This window comes from Methylophaga sp. (assembly GCF_965655755.1).
GTDB lineage: Bacteria > Pseudomonadota > Gammaproteobacteria > Nitrosococcales > Methylophagaceae > Methylophaga.
This window is the reverse complement of the sequence record NZ_CBFHHW010000021.1, coordinates 27,676-45,194: the sequence shown is the minus strand read 5'-3', so window position 1 is coordinate 45,194 and position 17,519 is coordinate 27,676. Positions and strand designations below refer to the sequence as shown.

At 43.4% G+C, this 17,519-nt stretch carries 13 protein-coding genes; 4 read left to right on the top strand and 9 right to left on the bottom strand.

Going from position 1 to position 17,519, the window contains the following annotated elements; all coding sequences use genetic code 11:
• The 6 genes from ACTF5U_RS08325 to ACTF5U_RS08300 form a co-directional block, all read right to left on the bottom strand.
• Nucleotides 1–1,490: methyl-accepting chemotaxis protein (locus ACTF5U_RS08325; protein ID WP_438971168.1), on the bottom strand; the 1,490-nt coding region annotated here is incomplete at its 3' end.
• A 53-nt stretch (nt 1,491–1,543) separates the two neighbouring features.
• On the bottom strand, nt 1,544–3,607 hold the full coding sequence (locus ACTF5U_RS08320; protein WP_438971167.1) for a chemotaxis protein CheA: 2,064 nt from the start codon (nt 3,605–3,607) through the stop codon (nt 1,544–1,546).
• Entirely contained in the window at nt 3,600–3,953 is a 354-nt protein-coding gene (locus ACTF5U_RS08315) for an STAS domain-containing protein (RefSeq protein WP_438971166.1), read from the bottom strand. Before ACTF5U_RS08315 ends, ACTF5U_RS08320 begins: the two co-directional genes overlap by 8 nt.
• A 5-nt stretch (nt 3,954–3,958) precedes the next feature.
• Nucleotides 3,959–4,324 (bottom strand): response regulator, encoded by a 366-nt coding sequence (locus ACTF5U_RS08310; RefSeq protein ID WP_438971165.1) that lies wholly within the window; start codon nt 4,322–4,324, stop codon nt 3,959–3,961.
• Nucleotides 4,325–4,336: 12 nt separating this feature from the next.
• Nucleotides 4,337–5,527: a methyl-accepting chemotaxis protein gene (locus ACTF5U_RS08305; RefSeq protein WP_438971164.1), complete on the bottom strand. Its 1,191-nt coding sequence runs from the start codon at nt 5,525–5,527 to the stop codon at nt 4,337–4,339.
• Nucleotides 5,528–5,663: 136 nt separating this feature from the next.
• On the bottom strand, nt 5,664–6,281 hold the full coding sequence (locus tag ACTF5U_RS08300) for a response regulator (protein ID WP_438971163.1): 618 nt from the start codon (nt 6,279–6,281) through the stop codon (nt 5,664–5,666).
• Between the two features lie 309 nt (nt 6,282–6,590).
• Between ACTF5U_RS08300 and ACTF5U_RS08295 the strand changes: the two genes are divergently transcribed.
• The 4 genes from ACTF5U_RS08295 to ACTF5U_RS08280 all read left to right on the top strand — a co-directional run bounded on the left by ACTF5U_RS08295 (nt 6,591) and on the right by ACTF5U_RS08280 (nt 13,853).
• Nucleotides 6,591–7,382, top strand: coding sequence for a transporter substrate-binding domain-containing protein (locus ACTF5U_RS08295; protein ID WP_438971162.1), 792 nt, complete (start codon nt 6,591–6,593; stop codon nt 7,380–7,382).
• Entirely contained in the window at nt 7,379–11,014 is a 3,636-nt protein-coding gene (locus ACTF5U_RS08290) for a response regulator (protein ID WP_438971161.1), read from the top strand. Before ACTF5U_RS08295 ends, ACTF5U_RS08290 begins: the two co-directional genes overlap by 4 nt.
• On the top strand, nt 11,011–12,036 hold the full coding sequence (locus tag ACTF5U_RS08285) for an HD domain-containing phosphohydrolase (RefSeq protein ID WP_438971160.1): 1,026 nt from the start codon (nt 11,011–11,013) through the stop codon (nt 12,034–12,036). Before ACTF5U_RS08290 ends, ACTF5U_RS08285 begins: the two co-directional genes overlap by 4 nt.
• A 104-nt stretch (nt 12,037–12,140) precedes the next feature.
• On the top strand, nt 12,141–13,853 hold the full coding sequence (locus tag ACTF5U_RS08280) for an ATP-binding protein (RefSeq protein ID WP_438971159.1): 1,713 nt from the start codon (nt 12,141–12,143) through the stop codon (nt 13,851–13,853).
• Between the two features lie 121 nt (nt 13,854–13,974).
• On the opposite strand, the gene ACTF5U_RS08275 is transcribed toward ACTF5U_RS08280, so the two are convergent.
• From ACTF5U_RS08275 to ACTF5U_RS08265, 3 genes are all read right to left on the bottom strand, one after another.
• Nucleotides 13,975–14,664: an OmpA/MotB family protein gene (locus ACTF5U_RS08275; protein WP_438971158.1), complete on the bottom strand. Its 690-nt coding sequence runs from the start codon at nt 14,662–14,664 to the stop codon at nt 13,975–13,977.
• Nucleotides 14,661–15,407 carry a MotA/TolQ/ExbB proton channel family protein gene (locus tag ACTF5U_RS08270; RefSeq protein ID WP_438971157.1) on the bottom strand — a complete coding sequence of 249 codons (747 nt, stop codon included), beginning with the start codon at nt 15,405–15,407 and terminating at the stop codon, nt 14,661–14,663. The genes ACTF5U_RS08275 and ACTF5U_RS08270 overlap by 4 nt, the downstream gene beginning before the upstream one ends.
• Nucleotides 15,408–15,646: 239 nt before the next feature.
• Nucleotides 15,647–17,197 (bottom strand): ATP-binding protein, encoded by a 1,551-nt coding sequence (locus ACTF5U_RS08265; protein ID WP_438971156.1) that lies wholly within the window; start codon nt 17,195–17,197, stop codon nt 15,647–15,649.
• Nucleotides 17,198–17,519: the final 322 nt, after the last annotated feature.

Sequence of the window (17,519 nt, the reverse complement as noted above, 5' to 3'; positions counted from 1 at the left end):
GCCATCAGCTCTTGTAACTCCAGCGCCTGGCTACTCATTTCTTCTGCGGTTGAGGCAAGTTCTTCTGAAGCTGATGCACTTTGCTGTGTAATCGTGCTCAGTTGTTCCATTGCCGAGTTAATCTGAGTAGCTCCGGTGGTTTGTTCAGCTGAAGCAGCGGTGATTTCCTGAACCAATGCCGATGTCTTTTCAATCGAAGGCACCATCTCTTCCAGTAACTTACCAGCCTGCTCTGCAATAGCGACACTGCCCTGTGCCACTTCACCAATTTCCTGCGATGCCACCTGACTTCTCTCGGCGAGTTTTCTCACCTCAGCTGCTACAACCGCGAAACCTTTTCCATGTTCACCAGCTCGGGCGGCCTCAATGGCAGCGTTCAAAGCCAAAAGATTAGTCTGATAGGCAATGTCATCAATAATGCTGATCTTCTCGGCGATGGATTTCATGGCCAACACGGTTTTAGCAACCGCTTCACCACTCTCTATGGCTTCTTTGGCAGCCTTGCTGGACATGACATCGGTGTTTTTGGCGTTTTCAGTGTTTTGCTCAATTGAAGCCGACATCTGTTCGACTGAAGCTGTTGTTTCCTCAACGCTGGCAGCTTGCTCAGTTGCGCCTTGGCTGAGGTTTTGAGATGTAGAAGACACTTGCTCTGACGCCGAAGCCAATGAACCACTGGCGGTATTCACATCACCAACCACTTGGGAAAGCTTGCGAACCATCTCCTGCATAGCTGACATTAACTGACCCACTTCATCGCGGCCATCAACGGTGAGCGACACGCCCAGATTACCTTCCGATATTTCTTGGGCAACACCTACAGCCTGATTCAGCGGTCTACTGATGGAACGGGCAATTACGTAACCCAAAATCAGACCTGAAATCACACCTATTGCCACCAGCGTCAACATCAATGTGCTGCTGTTTTGATACAACTCTGTCGTGTAATCTGCCGCATCCTGTGCATTTTCAACCTTGATTTCAGACAAAGCTGTCATTGTAGTGTCAAGGCTATCTGCCACTGTGCGTAACTCATTCCTGATGAAGTCAACAGACTTTCTTCTCTCCATGAGAGACTCATCACTGACTAGGGCTTTCGCCTGCTCAATTCCCTGTTCATATTGAGCAACATCATTATTCAGTTGGTTGAACAGCTCTTTGGCTTGCAGGCTTTGAAAAAGTGGCTGAGCCTGGGCAACATTGATTTTCAGTTTTTTGAAATGCTGGTCAATGTTTTCAAGGGTAGTGATCCTTTCGGATGCTTCACTTGCCAGCACCGCATTTCGTAGGGAGCGCCCCAGACTAAGTAAGTTGACATTGGCTTCCTTGATAAAACTGACTCCTCGAAGCTCGTTTTGGTACAACACGTCGGCCGCATCATTAAGCTTTTTCATGTTGGACAGGCCTAAGTAACCGACAGCAGCCGTAATGGCACAGATAATCAGGAAGGCACCGACAAGTTTCACACTGATTTTGATATTTTTTAGCATGTTATTTCTCTGCAAATATTGAAATTGGTATGTAGGAATACTGTTGTTAACTTTCAGACGAAGTGAGCTGTGAGCCCATCTACATCAAGGATTAGCGCGAGTTGACCATCAGCCATGATGGTTGAGCCACTGATGCCAGCAAGCTTCTTGAAAAGGTTGCCCATTGGTTTTATGACGGTTTGGAACTCACCCAGAAGGCGGTCAACAATCAAACCGAACCGTTGACTGCCGGCATTGACTACAATCACGCTTTGTCGACGTGATGCCCTCCCCACCAGTTCGAACATCTGACGTAAGTCCAGTATCGGTAGGACTTCATTTCTAAGCATCATATAAGCCCCTTTTTTACCTTGTTTCAGTTCGGAAGGACTTAATGCAACGCACTCCTCTACGGAATCCAGAGGCAGCACGAACCTGTCTTCAGCAACGGCAATAAGAAAACCATCAATAATGGCCAGTGTCAGTGGCATAAAAATTCGAAAAGTGGTGCCGCGATCGCTTTCACTATCAACTTCTATACGGCCGCGAAGCTCGGTGATATTTCTTCTGACAACATCCATACCAACACCGCGGCCTGAAAGATCAGTCACCTCATCCTTGGTAGAAAAGCCAGGCTCGAAAATCAACTGAAAAGCCTCTTCCTTGGTCAGGTTCTGGTCATCACTGATTAAGCCTCTTTCCAGAGCACGATCTGTGATGAATGCCGGGTCGAGCCCTTTACCGTCATCGCTGATCTCCAACACAATCGAACCTGACTCGTGATAGGCAGAAAGCCTTAGCACACCCTCTGGCGGCTTCCCCTTAGCCAGACGCTCTGCAGGCATTTCAATACCATGATCAATAGCATTTCTGACCAAATGCATCAGCGGGTCCGCTATATGCTCAATCACCGATTTATCCAGCTCTGTGTCTTCGCCAGACATTATCAACGTGGCTTCCTTACCCAGCGCCTTTGAGGTATCCCTGACTACCCTGTTAAATCGCTTGAATGTCCCGGCCACCGGCACCATTCTGAGCTTGAGGGCAGCATCACGAATTTCCTCGACCAAGCCATTGAGGTTAGAGACTGATTCACTCATATCAGGATTAGCCTGAGCAATCAGAGCTACTCCCGCGCCCGTTGTAACTAACTCACCAATCAGGTTAATGAGCGTATCAAGTTTGTCTGAATCGACTCTGAGAGAGGCACTTTTAGAGTTTTCCTGTGCCTCTGGAGAAATCGTATTAGCCGTCACTGTGCCGGCATGTTCAACAGCGTCATCACCCTTTTTATCCAGCATAAGCAACATGTCTGTCGTCAGAGCACCGCTGTCTGCGAGAAGCTGCTTTATCTCATCAGCGTCTTGTCTACGGATTTCAAGAAGCTGCTGATATTTGTCGATAGGACTGCCCGGCTCGATAACGACAACGGCCCGATCCGAGCTAACAAATTCGAACGTGTCAATAACTGTTTCATAGGTAACATCGGCTTCGAGAACGACTTCGAGTGCCAGATAACAATTTTCTGGGTCAAACATTTCAGGCTCTGGAAAGTTTTTTTCCAAAACCCGGACCTCGATTAGCCTTCCCAGCTTTGCGAGATAGCCAATAAAGGGCAATGGGTCCATACCATCTTTGAAACTGTTTTTATCAAAGCGTAGAGATAGGTGCCAGTAAGGGTTTGATGATCCGTTTTTGACAGCGCGTGTTTCACTATCCCATTGAGAAACAGGGCCTGCCATCAAGCCGTCGCAAATATGCTGAATTTGCTGAGAGAGTCTCGAGCTCTCTGCATCGCAGGAATCATCAGGTACATTACCTGCGATATAGAATGCCAGCTGGTTTGCAATATGATCTCGTGAAGAAAACAATAAGCTACTTTGCTCGGGTTCCGGTCTCAAAGCCTGGCTTCGCAACTCTTGCAGCATGTTTTCAAGACCATGGGTAAAACTCACAATCTTGTCAAAACCAAATAATCCAGCTGAACCTTTAATGGTATGAACAGCCCGGAATAAAGCATTAAGCTCTTCACCCGGATCTGAATCCGTGTGCTTCTCAAGGCTCAGCAAATACTGCTCCATCAGATCGAGATTCTCCGATGCCTCCTCAAAAAATGTACTCATTGCTGCTTCAAACATGGTACTGGCCTAGCGTGTTCTCTGGAGCAGCAACATTGACTGAGAATGAAGCTTGTTGAAGTGTTAACTCAAGACCTGCCCTGGCTAAGTAAGAATTAACATCATCATGGATATTCCTGAATTCTGTTTGTCTATCCATTTTTCTTCGAATATGTCTGAGGAAAAGCATAATTTGAAGTCCGCTTCCATCAATTGCCGTCACCTGTTCCAGATTCAAAACCAGCTTGGCTTGCTCCAGAAGCCAGTCAGACACATTCTCTGAAAATCGTTCCATAGCATAGATATTGAGTTCGCCAATGAACTCAACTGTAAGCCCCTCATCATTTCTATTGACTGTGATTTCCATAGTTATCACATCAACAGTTTGTGAACTGCTGCTACTATCTGGTCTGGTTGAAACGGTTTTACAACCCACGCTTTGGCACCAGCCTGACGCCCCTCTTCCTTCTTATCGGCAACAGTCTCGGTTGTCAGCATAATGACAGGGGTGAACTTGGTATCTGGTCGCTTCTTAACTTCTTTCAGGAAGGTCAGCCCATCCATATTCGGCATATTCACATCGCTGATTATCAGGTTAACCCGCTGTTGATCGAGTTTTGTCAGTGCGTCAACACCATCGACCGCCTGCAAGGTACCGAAACCGACACTTTCCAGTGTTCCGGCCACGACTTGACGCATCGATGCTGAATCATCCACTACAAGCACAGTTTTAGACATAACGACTCCCTACTAAAAAAATACAACGCTCTGGTTCTGGTCTTCTGCTATGACCTTGTCACCGTGATTTTTGTACTGCTCAGACATGCTGTATGTCTTTTTCATCTCTGACAGCCACTGACTGACATTGAAGTGTTTTTCCAGCTCTTCTTCTGAAAAATTCGCCGAATCATTTATCATGGTTTCCAGATGATTAAGACTGTTACTCACCTGGGTCAGCATCTGACTGATTCGATCCTGAAATTGCAGGGACACAATGACATTGTTAATTTCTTGCTGAACACTGGCGGTATTGTCCTTAAGTGCTTCAGACGAATGCTGTAGGCGCTCCATGATGATCTGAAAGTCATCGATCACTGAGTCGACCTTTTTCTCTGTCTGTACCAAAAGCTCGCCCTCATGCGCCATCATGCTTTTTGCATGTGATGAAGTGTTGTGAATGGCAGTATCAATTTTTGATACTTTATCTACTATCATTCCAGCCATTTCTCGTGATTGCGTAGACAGTGCTCTTACTTCATTAGCAACGACAGAAAAGCCCCGGCCATAATCACCTGCTCTGGCTGCCTCAATGGCTGCATTTAATGCCAGTAAATTTGTTTTTTCGGCAATGGCAATGACACTGGAGGACATCTCATGCAGTTCATCAATATAGGACTCTAATTGATGTATCTCGGAAAGCACCGAATCCTTGTTTTGTTGGGCATCACGCAGCGCATCGGTGGCAGCATGCAAGCGGTCATGTCCCTGAGACAAGGTGACGATGATGGGCTCACCTAAGCCACCCTGCTCACTTTCGGACAGGGCATGGCTCAAACGCTTTGATAACTCGGTAAATTGTGCTGACAGATCGCCAATTCCTTTTTCAGTGATGTTTTCTGCAGTGGCTATATTCTTCTGCCATATAGGCAAAGCCTCTAGGACAAGTCTGCTCAATTCGGTGTTTGGTTTCTGGCAAATTGCAGTAATCTGCTCATGGTGATCAGTAACCATCGAATCATGGTATCTGGCTATGGTTTTCTGAAATAAGGAATGCTGCTGGATTGTAACGGCAATAATAACCAACAAGGGGATCATGCCGGTTAAAAATGACTGGTGAGTCAATAAAACTAAAAAGGTAATAACCGCGGATATGATGCCCAGAACAAAGATTTGTTTTTGGGCGGTTACTACAAAAGAACTCTTATCTGATTTGTTATGCATGTCTGCGCATCGCTCCCAATAGGTGATACCGACATAGCGTTATCACTAAACAGGTAGGACTGTATCACAAAATAATGACAGTTGTGATACCTAGCAGATCTTTTATGTGAACTTCGTCACATTTTTTGACTCTGTCTTAAAGAATATTATTGTATTTCTTTTTGTATATTTCTGATGCAATCCTATGTAGTTGAGCATAGGAAACCGGTTTTTCAAAGATTGCTACATCTGCTGGTAATTCATAGTTTTCACGAAGTTCGGTGCTAGTAAGACTCGTTACCACAGCAATGCGGGGGGCTTCATCACCACTGTTTTGTCGTATAATTTTTATCATCCGAGCACCATCGATATTTGGCATTTTTATATCAGTGATAATCAAATCAAATGCCGCCTTACCCACCTCGATCAATGCCTGATAACCATCATTTGCAGTAATTACACGAACTGGCGGTGATTGCCATTCTGAAATCACGCTTTCATAAAGTGAAAGCATATACGTATCATCTTCAACGAGGAGAATTCGCAGGTGGTTATTTGTATCAAAATCAATATTCCCCGAAGATGAGACTGATGAGGGCTCTTGATGAAGATGATCTCTAATTTTGCTTAACTCTTCTTTGGCAATTCGTCTGTGGCCACCTGGTGTTCTGGATACAGTAATCACACCTTTATCCGCCCATAACTGAACTGCTCGGATAGTAACATTGAACAAATCAGCCACTTGTTTTGTAGTTAGGCTATTGTTTTTTTCCATAATTTATCCCTGAAACTCGTTTCATTATATTGCCATCCAAAAGCAGATGGGAGTTAATCAATGACTTGATCCAGTCTGTATATGCGCCATAGTGACCTTGATAGAGCTTAGTTATCACTAAGGCAGTAGCTATCCAAGTCGCATGAAAAATAAACATAAACTAATTTATTTTAATGTATGCTTGCGCGCCACACTTTGATACAAGTATCATTATTATACTAGTTTCTTAATTATAATAGTTTCTTATCGGCAAAGGGAGTGTAATCAGGCTCATTATTTGTTAGGGTGATAATTGGAGTACTTGATTCGATGAGCCTCGCCAAGATAGCAATCTTAGTAACAATACTTACCGCGCTTTTGGCTATTACTGCCTGTGATCAAAAAGCCGGTAACGATACCCCTTTACGCATCGGTTATGCCATAGAGAAGCCTTACTCATACATCAATAATGATGGCTTTCTCACAGGACAATCCATTGAAACAGCCAGAGTGATTGCCAAAAAACTGGGCTATACAGACATCACTTGGGTGCAAATGAACTTTTCCAGCCTGATAGACAGACTGAAAAATAAAAGGATTGATATTATCGCTGCAGGGATGTTTGTTCGCCCTGACAGGGAAGCTATCATTGATTTTTCCACTCCTTTTATCAAGGTGAAATCGGGCTTTCTTGTGGCTCGCAATTATGCTGAAAAACTCCGGCAGTTTAATATCAATACAGAAGTAATCAGAATTATAGTTCTGGCTGGTTCGGTCGAATATGAAAGACTATCAAGAATCAGTAGTACTACCATTCATATCATTCAGGCACCAGACATAGCCTCAGCAAAAGCCGCATTCTCTTCTGGTATTGGCGATGCGCTTTTTTTATCAGTGCCTTCAGTTAAGGCCATCCTCGCCGATTACTCCAATAAGCATGAAATCGTCTCTGCCAAAGCGGTGCTTGGTAGCGAAGTCATCGAGAACGTTGGGTTCGCCTTTCATCCTGACGCAAAGTCACTCAGGGCTGACTGGGATAAAGCGGCAACCCCCTGGATTAAAAGCCAGGAGCATCTCGACCTTATCAAGCAGTTCGGTTTTTCTGCCGAAAACACATTATGAAAATCATCAACATAAAATCTCAATTCAAGAACATATTCGGTTGCTTTAATAACTTTATCGGTCAACGCGGCTGGATTCTGGCTGGCCTGTTCATCTTATGGTTAGTGATGACCATTAATATTCTTCAGGTTATTAACCAGCGTGAGACCATCTCCCGCTCTCGCGACTTGGCAGTTGAGATTGGTCAGTCGATCGATGACATTAGTAATGGTGTAATGCATATTACACTTGATACTGGCACAGCCTCAGCCTGGGATCGTCAGCAAGGAATAGCCCTTCTCAGACAGGCGCAGGGTTCTTTTCAGCGAGCTGAGACTTTACTTCCTTTTCATGACAAAGCACTTGAGTTTCAGGATAAGCTGAATTTGCTAATCGGTCAGGCGGAATCTTTGCTTTACTCTCCTTCAGAACAGGCTCAAACAAATCTCAGACTATATAGCTATCAGGTATCAGCACTGGCCAACGAGGTTGATCAACTGATGCAAAAAGAGTTGTATGCCATTGCTGATACGGCAGAGTTTTATAGAAGAGCCACTGTCGGGCTATCGCTTTTATTCCTACTCTTTAGTGTCTATTGCTTTTATCGAGGTATCAGGGAGGACATCCGACATCAGACATCCGAGCAAAAAACCAGAGAGAGCGAGCAACGTCTCAGGAATGTGTTGGAGTCAGCTCCCGATCCCATTGTCGTCACTGATGAGAAAGCAAAAATCATTATCGTCAACAAACTGGCCGAGCAGATATTTGGATATGATCGCAGTGAATTAATTGGTCACTCGATAGAGATTCTTGTACCGCGGCGATTCCAACACTCACATGTTCGATTGCGAGATAAATATTACGAAGAGCCTAAGGTCAGGCCCCTCAAAGCAAGAACGGACAATGAGCTTTATGCGCTTGGCAAAGGTGGTAGAGAGTTTCCGGTTGAGATCAGTCTCAGCCCCATCGAGACAGATCAAGGCACTATAATCGCCAGTTCAATCAGGGATATTTCTGATAGGAAAAGGATTGAACAAGCCCTTGATCAAGAACGACAGCAACTGGAAATGGTGATGGCCACCAGCCCGGTTGCTGTTGGTATTATCAATAATGGGGTATTTCGCTATGTAAATAAGCGTATGACACGCATGATGGGGGTTCATGAAGGGGGGGACTTCAAGAGTCTTTTTCCAGACCCGCAGGAAGCGGTTGATATAAAAGCCGAGCTTGAAATTAATCCGGTAATTAGCGATTACGAAATGACTGCCATCACCTCTAATGGTGAAAAACTGGATGTCTTGGCTAACTTTTTCAGACATTACTATAACGACCAGAAAACCACATTATGCTGGTTTTTTGATATTACCAGCCAGAAACATATTCAGCGGGAGCTGGAATCGGCCAAGCTCAAAGCAGAGTCAGCCACCCAAGCAAAATCAGAGTTTCTGGCAAACATGTCGCATGAGATTCGAACACCGATGAATGCCATCATTGGCATGACTTATCTAACACTAAATTCCAGCCTGGAGCCCAAACAACGTAAATACGTTGAAAGGGTCAATATCTCAGCAAAAAGCCTTTTGACCATCCTTGATGATATTCTCGATTTTTCCAAAATCGAGGCGAATAAACTCAAGTTGGAAAAGAGTGCATTTTCACTTAATCAACTCCTCACCAGCGTAGTCTCTCAAATTGCATTTCTCGCCCAGGAAAAACGATTAGAACTTATCCTCAATTGTCCATTGGACATTCCCGACTCTCTGATCGGTGATCCGGTTCGTATTAGCCAGGTGCTGCTTAACCTCACTAATAACGCTATTAAATTTACTGAGCGAGGAGAGGTCATTATTCATTGTGCTGCTGATCAACAAAATGAAACAAGTATCACGCTGAAGATAACGATTAAAGATACCGGTATCGGGATGACAGAAAATCATTTATCAAAGCTTTTTGAATCATTCTCTCAAGCCGATACCTCAATGACCCGCAAGTACGGGGGAACAGGTTTAGGACTGGCTATCTCTAGACGTCTTACCAGAATGATGGGCGGAGACATTAGCGTAACTAGTGAGTATGAGGTTGGTAGTGAATTTACCGTAACGTTGCCACTTGAACTCGGCACACCTAAAACCATCAAAGAATTCATCTCCACAGACATCAAAGATAGATTCATCAATAAATTGGCACTGATTGTGGAGGACAACTCCAATAGCGCACAATCACTGGCTTCGCTGCTATCACACATGGGTATGGAATCAACCATTGCTCAAACTGGTAGAAAAGGGCTTGAAATCCTGGGTAGCCATAATAAGCCGGATTTTGTCTTTATAGATTGGTCACTCCCTGATCTCTCCGGCTTACAGTTTTGCAAACAAGTCGTGGATAACGAGCTCGTAGAAGCTGAAAAACTCATTCTGATGACGCCGATCAAGGACGAAGAGCTGGTGTCTATTGCCAGAGATATTGGGATCAACTCATACATCACTAAGCCACTGACCCCCAGTGTCCTAATGGACACATTTTCTAATTTCACTGGGGGTGACACTGTCAGGGAGGCCCAAGCCTTGAATGAAGACAAGCTATTGACTGAATACGCCTGGCTTGAAAATAAACGTATCCTCGTGGTTGAGGACAATGAAATCAATATGGAGCTGATTGAAGAGCTGCTGTTACACACTGGCGCTGCTGTAACAAAGGCCAATGATGGCAAAGAGGCGATCGATGCGCTTCAGGAAAATTATTTCGATGCTGTTTTGATGGACTGTCAGATGCCGGTTATGAACGGTTACGAAGCAACTAATGTAATACGCAATGAGATGATGCTGCGTGATTTACCCATCATTGCACTTACAGCAAACACGATGGCCGGCGATAGGCAGGCAGCGCTCGATTCAGGTATGAATGATCATGTCGGCAAGCCTCTCGATGTTGAGTTACTGTTCAATGTGTTATCACGCTGGATCGATCACAGCCCATCAAAAACCATAGCAAGTAATGCCAGTCAGACGAATGACAAGATACCGCTTGAGTCACTCACAACAGTTGATATTCATCGTGGTTTGACAGTCACTGCAAATAATAGGCAGCTTCTCAAAAAAATACTTCTGAAGTTTGCAGAAACCTACAAGGATGTTTCCTCAGATCTCTCAACCATGTATCAGTTAGGCAAACATGAAGAAATGGAGAGACTGGCCCATTCACTGAAAGGGGCATCTGCATCGATTGGCGCCACGAAAGTGCAAAATCTGGCTCAGCAACTCGAGCTTGATTTGAAGTCAGGAAAGCAAACTTTAGATGTCGAAAATCAAATAAAGCTGGTAGCTGAACATTGTGAAGAGGTGATTAAAGAAATCAGTCACCTGCTTATTGACTTCAGTAACTCAGAAAACTCTGTTAATGAACATAATCATGGCATAAAAACTGATAGCACCAGCAAAACAACGCTACAGCGCCTGGAAAAACTTAAGAACCTGATAGTCAGTAATGACACGGGTGCTGAAGACGAAGCGCTTCTACTTCTCTCTTCCGATGATATGAGGCTAGAGCAAGCATTACTGAAATCATTGCTCAACCAAGTGCGCATTTATGACTTTGAGGCAGCTGAGCAAATACTTCAACGTCTGACTGATAATTACTCTAAGGCTAAATCATGACACAAAGACAATCAGTGCTAATCGTAGATGACCATCCGGAAAATATTGATGTCCTTAAAAACACCCTAGAACCGGACTACAAAATTAAAGCTGCCTTGAATGGTCATAGGGCTTTGAGTATTGCCAGGCAAAAACCCAAGCCTGATCTGATATTACTCGATGTGATGATGCCTGAGATGGATGGTTTAACCGTTTGCAAAAAACTCAAACTGGATCCGATCACCTCTGATATTCCAGTCATATTTATTACAGCAAAGTCTGATCCTGAAGATGAACAGACTGGGATTGAGTCCGGCGCCGTAGATTATATTTCCAAGCCGATTAGTCCGCCGGTAGTGAAAGCAAGAGTTAGAACTCACCTCGCGCTACATCAGCAGCATCAAGAGCTGGAATCTTTAGTCAAAGTGAGGACTAACGAACTTGAGGAAACTCGCCTCCAAATCATTCGTAACCTGGGGCGTGCTGCAGAATTCAAGGATAACGAGACAGGCCTTCATGTGATTCGCATGAGCCACTACACTCGGCTTCTTGCCAAAAGCCTCGGTGCAAATAAAGAATGGGTCGAGCTGCTTTATAATGCTGCTCCAATGCACGACATTGGTAAAATTGGCATACCCGATAATATTCTGCTAAAACCAGGAAAGCTGGACCAGCATGAGTGGGAAATTATGAAGAGTCACCCACAAATTGGTGCGGACATAATTGGACAACACCAATCGCCACTGCTCAGGCTGGCCAGAGAAGTTTCACTGTGCCACCATGAAAAATGGGACGGTTCTGGCTACCCAAATGGTCTTAAAGGCGTTGAAATACCTCTGAGCGCAAGGGTTCTCTGTATTGCGGATGTATTCGATGCATTGACAACGGAGAGACCTTACAAAAAGGCCTGGAAAACTGATGATGCATTTGATTTTATTCAGGACCAGGCAGGCAAACACTTTGATCCTGAATTGGTGAGATGCTACCTGAGCATAAAGTCTGAAATCTTAGCGATAAAAGATGAATACCCTGAGACTCACTAGCCAGCTCAGGCAAACCAGTATACAACTAAAACATTAAAGTAAGGTTTCAACCAAACTTTTATGCGGCTAATGCGGAATCTTTTTTCAATGATGATATTTTACTTGTGAACAATTTCATTACTCATTCTTTGCGGCAGATTTTACTAAAAACCCGGAGAGATCCCCAGACACAAGTCACCACCAAAGTACCGCATTCATTGGCTCTTTTTTTGTTGTTCATGATAGGAGCGATAACTTCTGTTGGCGTTGCAGTCATCGACTATCAGGAGAAAAAGACTCATGTTTTTGAGTTGAGTCATGAAACCCTGACAGGCGTCACTTCCAAAGTTGAAAGCATTATTCAACAGAAACTCTCTGTTATACCTGCACTTATCGCTCTGGTTAAAGCCGAGCAATATACAGACCCCTCTGACCCTGAGCAATTTCAAAATTTCAAGCCGGTTTTTACAAAGTTCGCCAAGGAATTGAATATACAGCTCAAAGGTATACTGAGCATCCAGCTTGCTCCGGACGGGGTTGTATCTCTGATCACAAATGAGCGCAGAAATAGTGCGGCGCTGAATCATGATTTACTCGTTGATGATACTCGTCGTCTGCAGGTTCTCAGTGCTATCGCCAATAGAAATCAACTTACAGCTGGCCCCTTGGAACTAATTCAGGGTGGAGAAGCGATTATTTCAAGAAAAGCCGTTTTTTCGGCACGGCCAACATTTCCTAGTGATAGATATGTGAGCTCTGGGAGGGTTAAAGCTGATACTCCCTGGTTGAAAGAGATTCCGAATGATTTTTGGGGATTAGCCACAGTTATCGTCGACACCAATACCATTTATGAAGAAGCCGGTTTGTCAGAACTCAGCTCGAACTACAATTTAGCTATTCGAGGTCGCCATGGCTTAGGTGAGGATGGAGAAATATTCTGGGGAGATGAAACTGTTTTTCAGAACCCTACAGTGAAACAATTCATTAGTGTGCCGGGAGGTCAGTGGGTATTTGCGATCAAAGCTGAGCATCATGCGCTGACCAGCACCTATATCATTGCTCTTTTAGGAATTATTTTTACCTTTTTGTTGGTTTTTGCATACCATTCTCAGCGCGCAAGGGTAATGCAATTTATTCAAACAAGAGCAAAATCAGACTTTTTAACAAAAATGAGTCATGAGCTTAGGACCCCCTTGAATGCAATCATTGGATTCGGAGACATGATGCATCACAGACAGGCGGATCTGAGCGAAAAAAATAAGCGCAGCCTCGAACAAATAAGGAGTTCGAGCCGTTATCTTTTGAGCTTGATTAATGATTTACTTGATTTATCACTCATAGAATCAGGCAAATTCAAGCTCAACTTAACTGAGTTTAATCTGGAAAACTTAGTTGATGACTGCTTAACACTTCTAAAAAACGAAGCTGAGGTTAAGCATGTACACATGGAGAGACACAGCTTGGCCAATGCTGATTTTCATTTAAAAAGCGACCATGACAGGCTCAAACAGATAATCATTAATTTGCTCTCGAACGCAATCAAATATAACCGTTCCGGTGGAACTGTAAAAATTTACCTAAGGAAGCAGGACGACCATAATATCTCAATTGAAATTAAAGACACTGGCAGCGGCATTCCTGAAGATAAATTAGCTGAACTGTTTGATATGTTTGTAAGGCTCGATCAACACCGTCACATTCAGGGTAGCGGTATTGGGCTGGTGATTACTAAACACCTTGTTGAACTTCTTGAGGGTAAGATTGAAGTTGAAAGCTCTGTTGACACGGGTACAAGCTTTATCATTACAATACCTTCACATCTACGAATACAGCATTGACGGTGTAAAGAGAAATAAATACCTTATCAATCATGGCCGCTAGGCTTGGCCAAATCTCACACAGATAACTTTATATAATAGAGCTCTAATTCCAGCTTATGGAGAAAACTCAAAGTCATTGTCATTCAAATGACAATGATATTTCAACGCGTCTGTTAATGGCTCTCCCTGCTGAGGTTGAGTTATCTGCTAAAGGAAGATTGCTGGAATGCGCTTTTACGACAATTCTTTCTTCAATTCCAGGTTGTGCATTAGTTAGGTACTCAGAAACTTCCGCAGCTCTCGCCGCACTGAGCAACCAATTAGAACTGAAATGCTCTGTCTCTATTGGTATGTTGTCAGTATGTCCAGAAACCTCTATTTTTCCTTCAGTCCTAGCGATGGTCGCTGAAATTCGAGTCAATGCCTGCTCTGACTCAGGCCTGAGTACCGCGCTACCAGACTCAAAAGCAAACTGATCACGTAACCTGAAGATCAGGTGACTATCGGTTGTAATAATTTCAATGTTTTTATCATTGATGGCAGCCCTGACTTCGCCACTCATATTAGAAAGCTTTTGCAGTATTGCTTGTTTTCTTTGTTCAGGCTTCGTTAACTGATATTTTTGTTTATTTTCTCTATTCGCCATGTCGCTGGAGAATGATTCGTTGATGAATTTGCTGAGTTCCGCATATTTTCGGGCGTCAATGGAGGATAAAGAAAACAATAAAACGAAGAATGCCAACAATAGCATCATCAGATCGGCAAAGGTGAGTAACCAATCATTCTCATCCTCTGGCTGTTTATTCGATTGGATATGAGCAGAATTCATTTTTTTTCATTTCTTACCAAATGAGAATGAAGAATCTCCTCTAACACGATAGAACTTGTATTGTTTTGTATTGCTTTGAGACCCGCTAAGACTAGAGCTTGTTGGGCTATCTCTTCCTCAATACGGTAGCCAAGCTTCACCGCTACAGGAAGCGCAAATGCATGGGCAAAAACCGCTCCATATAAGGTTGTCAGTAATGCAACAGCCATAGCCGGCCCCAGGCTCGATGGCTCCTGTAGGTTGGACAACATTTGTATTAAACCTACAAGGGTTCCGATCATTCCCATCGCTGGAGCAACCCGGCCAATCGCTTTAAATAGCTCCCTACCGATGTTCTGTTCATAGATTTCAATCGCCAGATCACGCTCCAAAACAAGCTCGACTTCACCTTGCTTGAAACCGTCATTGATTAACTGTATCCCTTTCCTGAGCGCACTATTATTGATTTTGCTCAGTTGAGTTTTCAACAAATCACCACTTCTACCAAGCTTTGAGAGTCTCAATATTTCTTGAATCAAATCAATATTCGAGCTTGACCTGTGGTAAAAAGCTTTCCCGGCAGATTTAAATCCTGACACAAAACGACTCAGTGGAAATTTCATCAGCGTGATGGTGAGCGTACCCATAAATACAATCAAAGCTGACGAGCTGTTTATAAACTCAGCAGAAGACTGTCCAAGATATATTGACAGCAGAATGGTGGATAGTGACGCAATGAAACCTACTGTAGTTGCTATATCCATAATTGTTATTTTTCGTTAATTTTGGTGAGGGATACGCAGTAATTGTCAGTCTGACATTACTTGTTCCGGAAAACTTAATAAAATTAATAGCCCTCAATATTATTATCAGAAATGTATCAAATCAATACGCCATCAGAAATTTGATCACTGCTGTTTATTCTGCGGGTGCAGGTATTTCCAGCCTCTCTGACAAGGACTCCCACATCCATCCAAGCAGTCTTGACTAGGAACCTTGCCAATTATTTCGAATTTTTGAAATAAGCGTTGAATTTAATCTTTACAGTTGTGCCGACACCGACTTGCGACTCCAGACCAATTTCCGCGCCCATCAACTCAACTAGTCGCTTGCAAATAGAAAGCCCTAACCCTACACCCTCATTATTTCCGTTTTGATTGAGGCGATTGAAAAGTTCAAATGGATCGTTCTGGTTGTTAATTTCCATACCCACTCCATTGTCCCTCAAAGTTAATTCGATATGAGAAGCAGTAGGCCTGTCTAAAAAGATTCTGACATCGTGTGTTTTTGAGTCATTGGCCTTGTATTTAATACTGTTTGTAAGAATGTTATTGATAACTTCTAGTAACCGAACCTTGTCTCCAATAATGAAATACGCGTCTGATGAGCTCTGATAATGAATTTCAACTTCTCTTTCTATGGCATAGTTGCTGTGCATGGAAATTGATGCCTTAATCACCTCATCGAGTGAGACTGGCTCAAATTTCATATCCAGTGTCCCTGACTCTATTTTTGCCAAGTCCAAGACATCATTGACTAAATCCAAAAGATAATGGCCTGAATCATTAATATGCTGTAAATATTCACGACCTTTGCTAGTTACCAGGTTCTTAATTTTGAGTAACTCGGTAAAACCCAGAATGCTGTTTATTGGGGTCCTCAGCTCATGACTGACTCTGGCCAAAAACTGGGTCTTAACAGCACTGGCCTGCTCGGCTTCAGAGATAGCTTTATCTCTTGCTGATTCCATTTTTTTACGTGCCGTCACATCATTGATAACGACTAAGAAGCCCCGATGCATTGAATCCTCATCCCTTATCAATACCATCGATACATCAATTACGATCTCACCCTTAAGTGAAACAGTTTCCTTTTCATACTTTAGAAGGTCTGTTTCACCGTTTTGTAGTGACGACAATGAAGATATTATTTCATCTCTATCACTAAAGCACGGGACAAAAGCGTTGTCATCACTATCCTCTTGCACTGGGAAACCGAAAAGATTTTTATACTCAGCATTTGCGCCGGTGAAGCGACCAGCACTGTCAAGCCAGCACACAGCGCTTGGGATCGAGTCAATTAAAGCGATGAGTCTTGCATTCGTCTCATCCAGCTGATTTTGCTTATCGATTAAGAGTTTTTCACTTCTCAAACGGTTTTGATTTTCTTTTTTTAATTCCGAGTTGATCTCCGTCAACTCATCAATGTCAGGCAGTTCCATCAGTAAAGGAACTCTTGGAATTAGATAGACTGCTGTGACAACCGACACAATTGCAGTTAATGCTTTTGCGGTTCCAGAAACAAGGTAAATTGGACTCCATAAGGTAATGATGCCTAGCATGTGGGTTACCCCACACGCCAAAATGAAAGCGGCAAAAAGATAATAATAAGTGGCAAGTCCGCTGCTTCTGCGTTTAGATGCAAAATAGACTATTGTGATTGGAATCGAAGAATAAGCCAATGCAATCAATAAGTCCGAAGCCACATGAAGAAAAAGTAGCTCTAGGTTCCAATTAAAACAGACCCCATGAGGCATTAAAGAATCGTGATCCATTGTTTACTCTGATTATTGACAGTGTTACAGATTAGCCTGCGACCGGGATGTTTGAAAGTGACAACAAAGTCGAGCGTCAGAGAAGCTAGTGAGTTTGAGTGAGTCGTTATCAATCAAACGCGCACTTTTTAATCGTTCTATAAGTTTTCGTAGTCACTAATACCCTATTAGGTTTCCCATCTTTAATATACAGACATGCTGGATACGCAGAGGCTAACCCTGAGTGATAGCCATCCTGACACTCAGTTTGTGTTGTTCGAACGCTGGCTGGCCATCGTTTGTTACTTACTCTGAATGGCCTCGGAGATAGGAAGGTTTAACA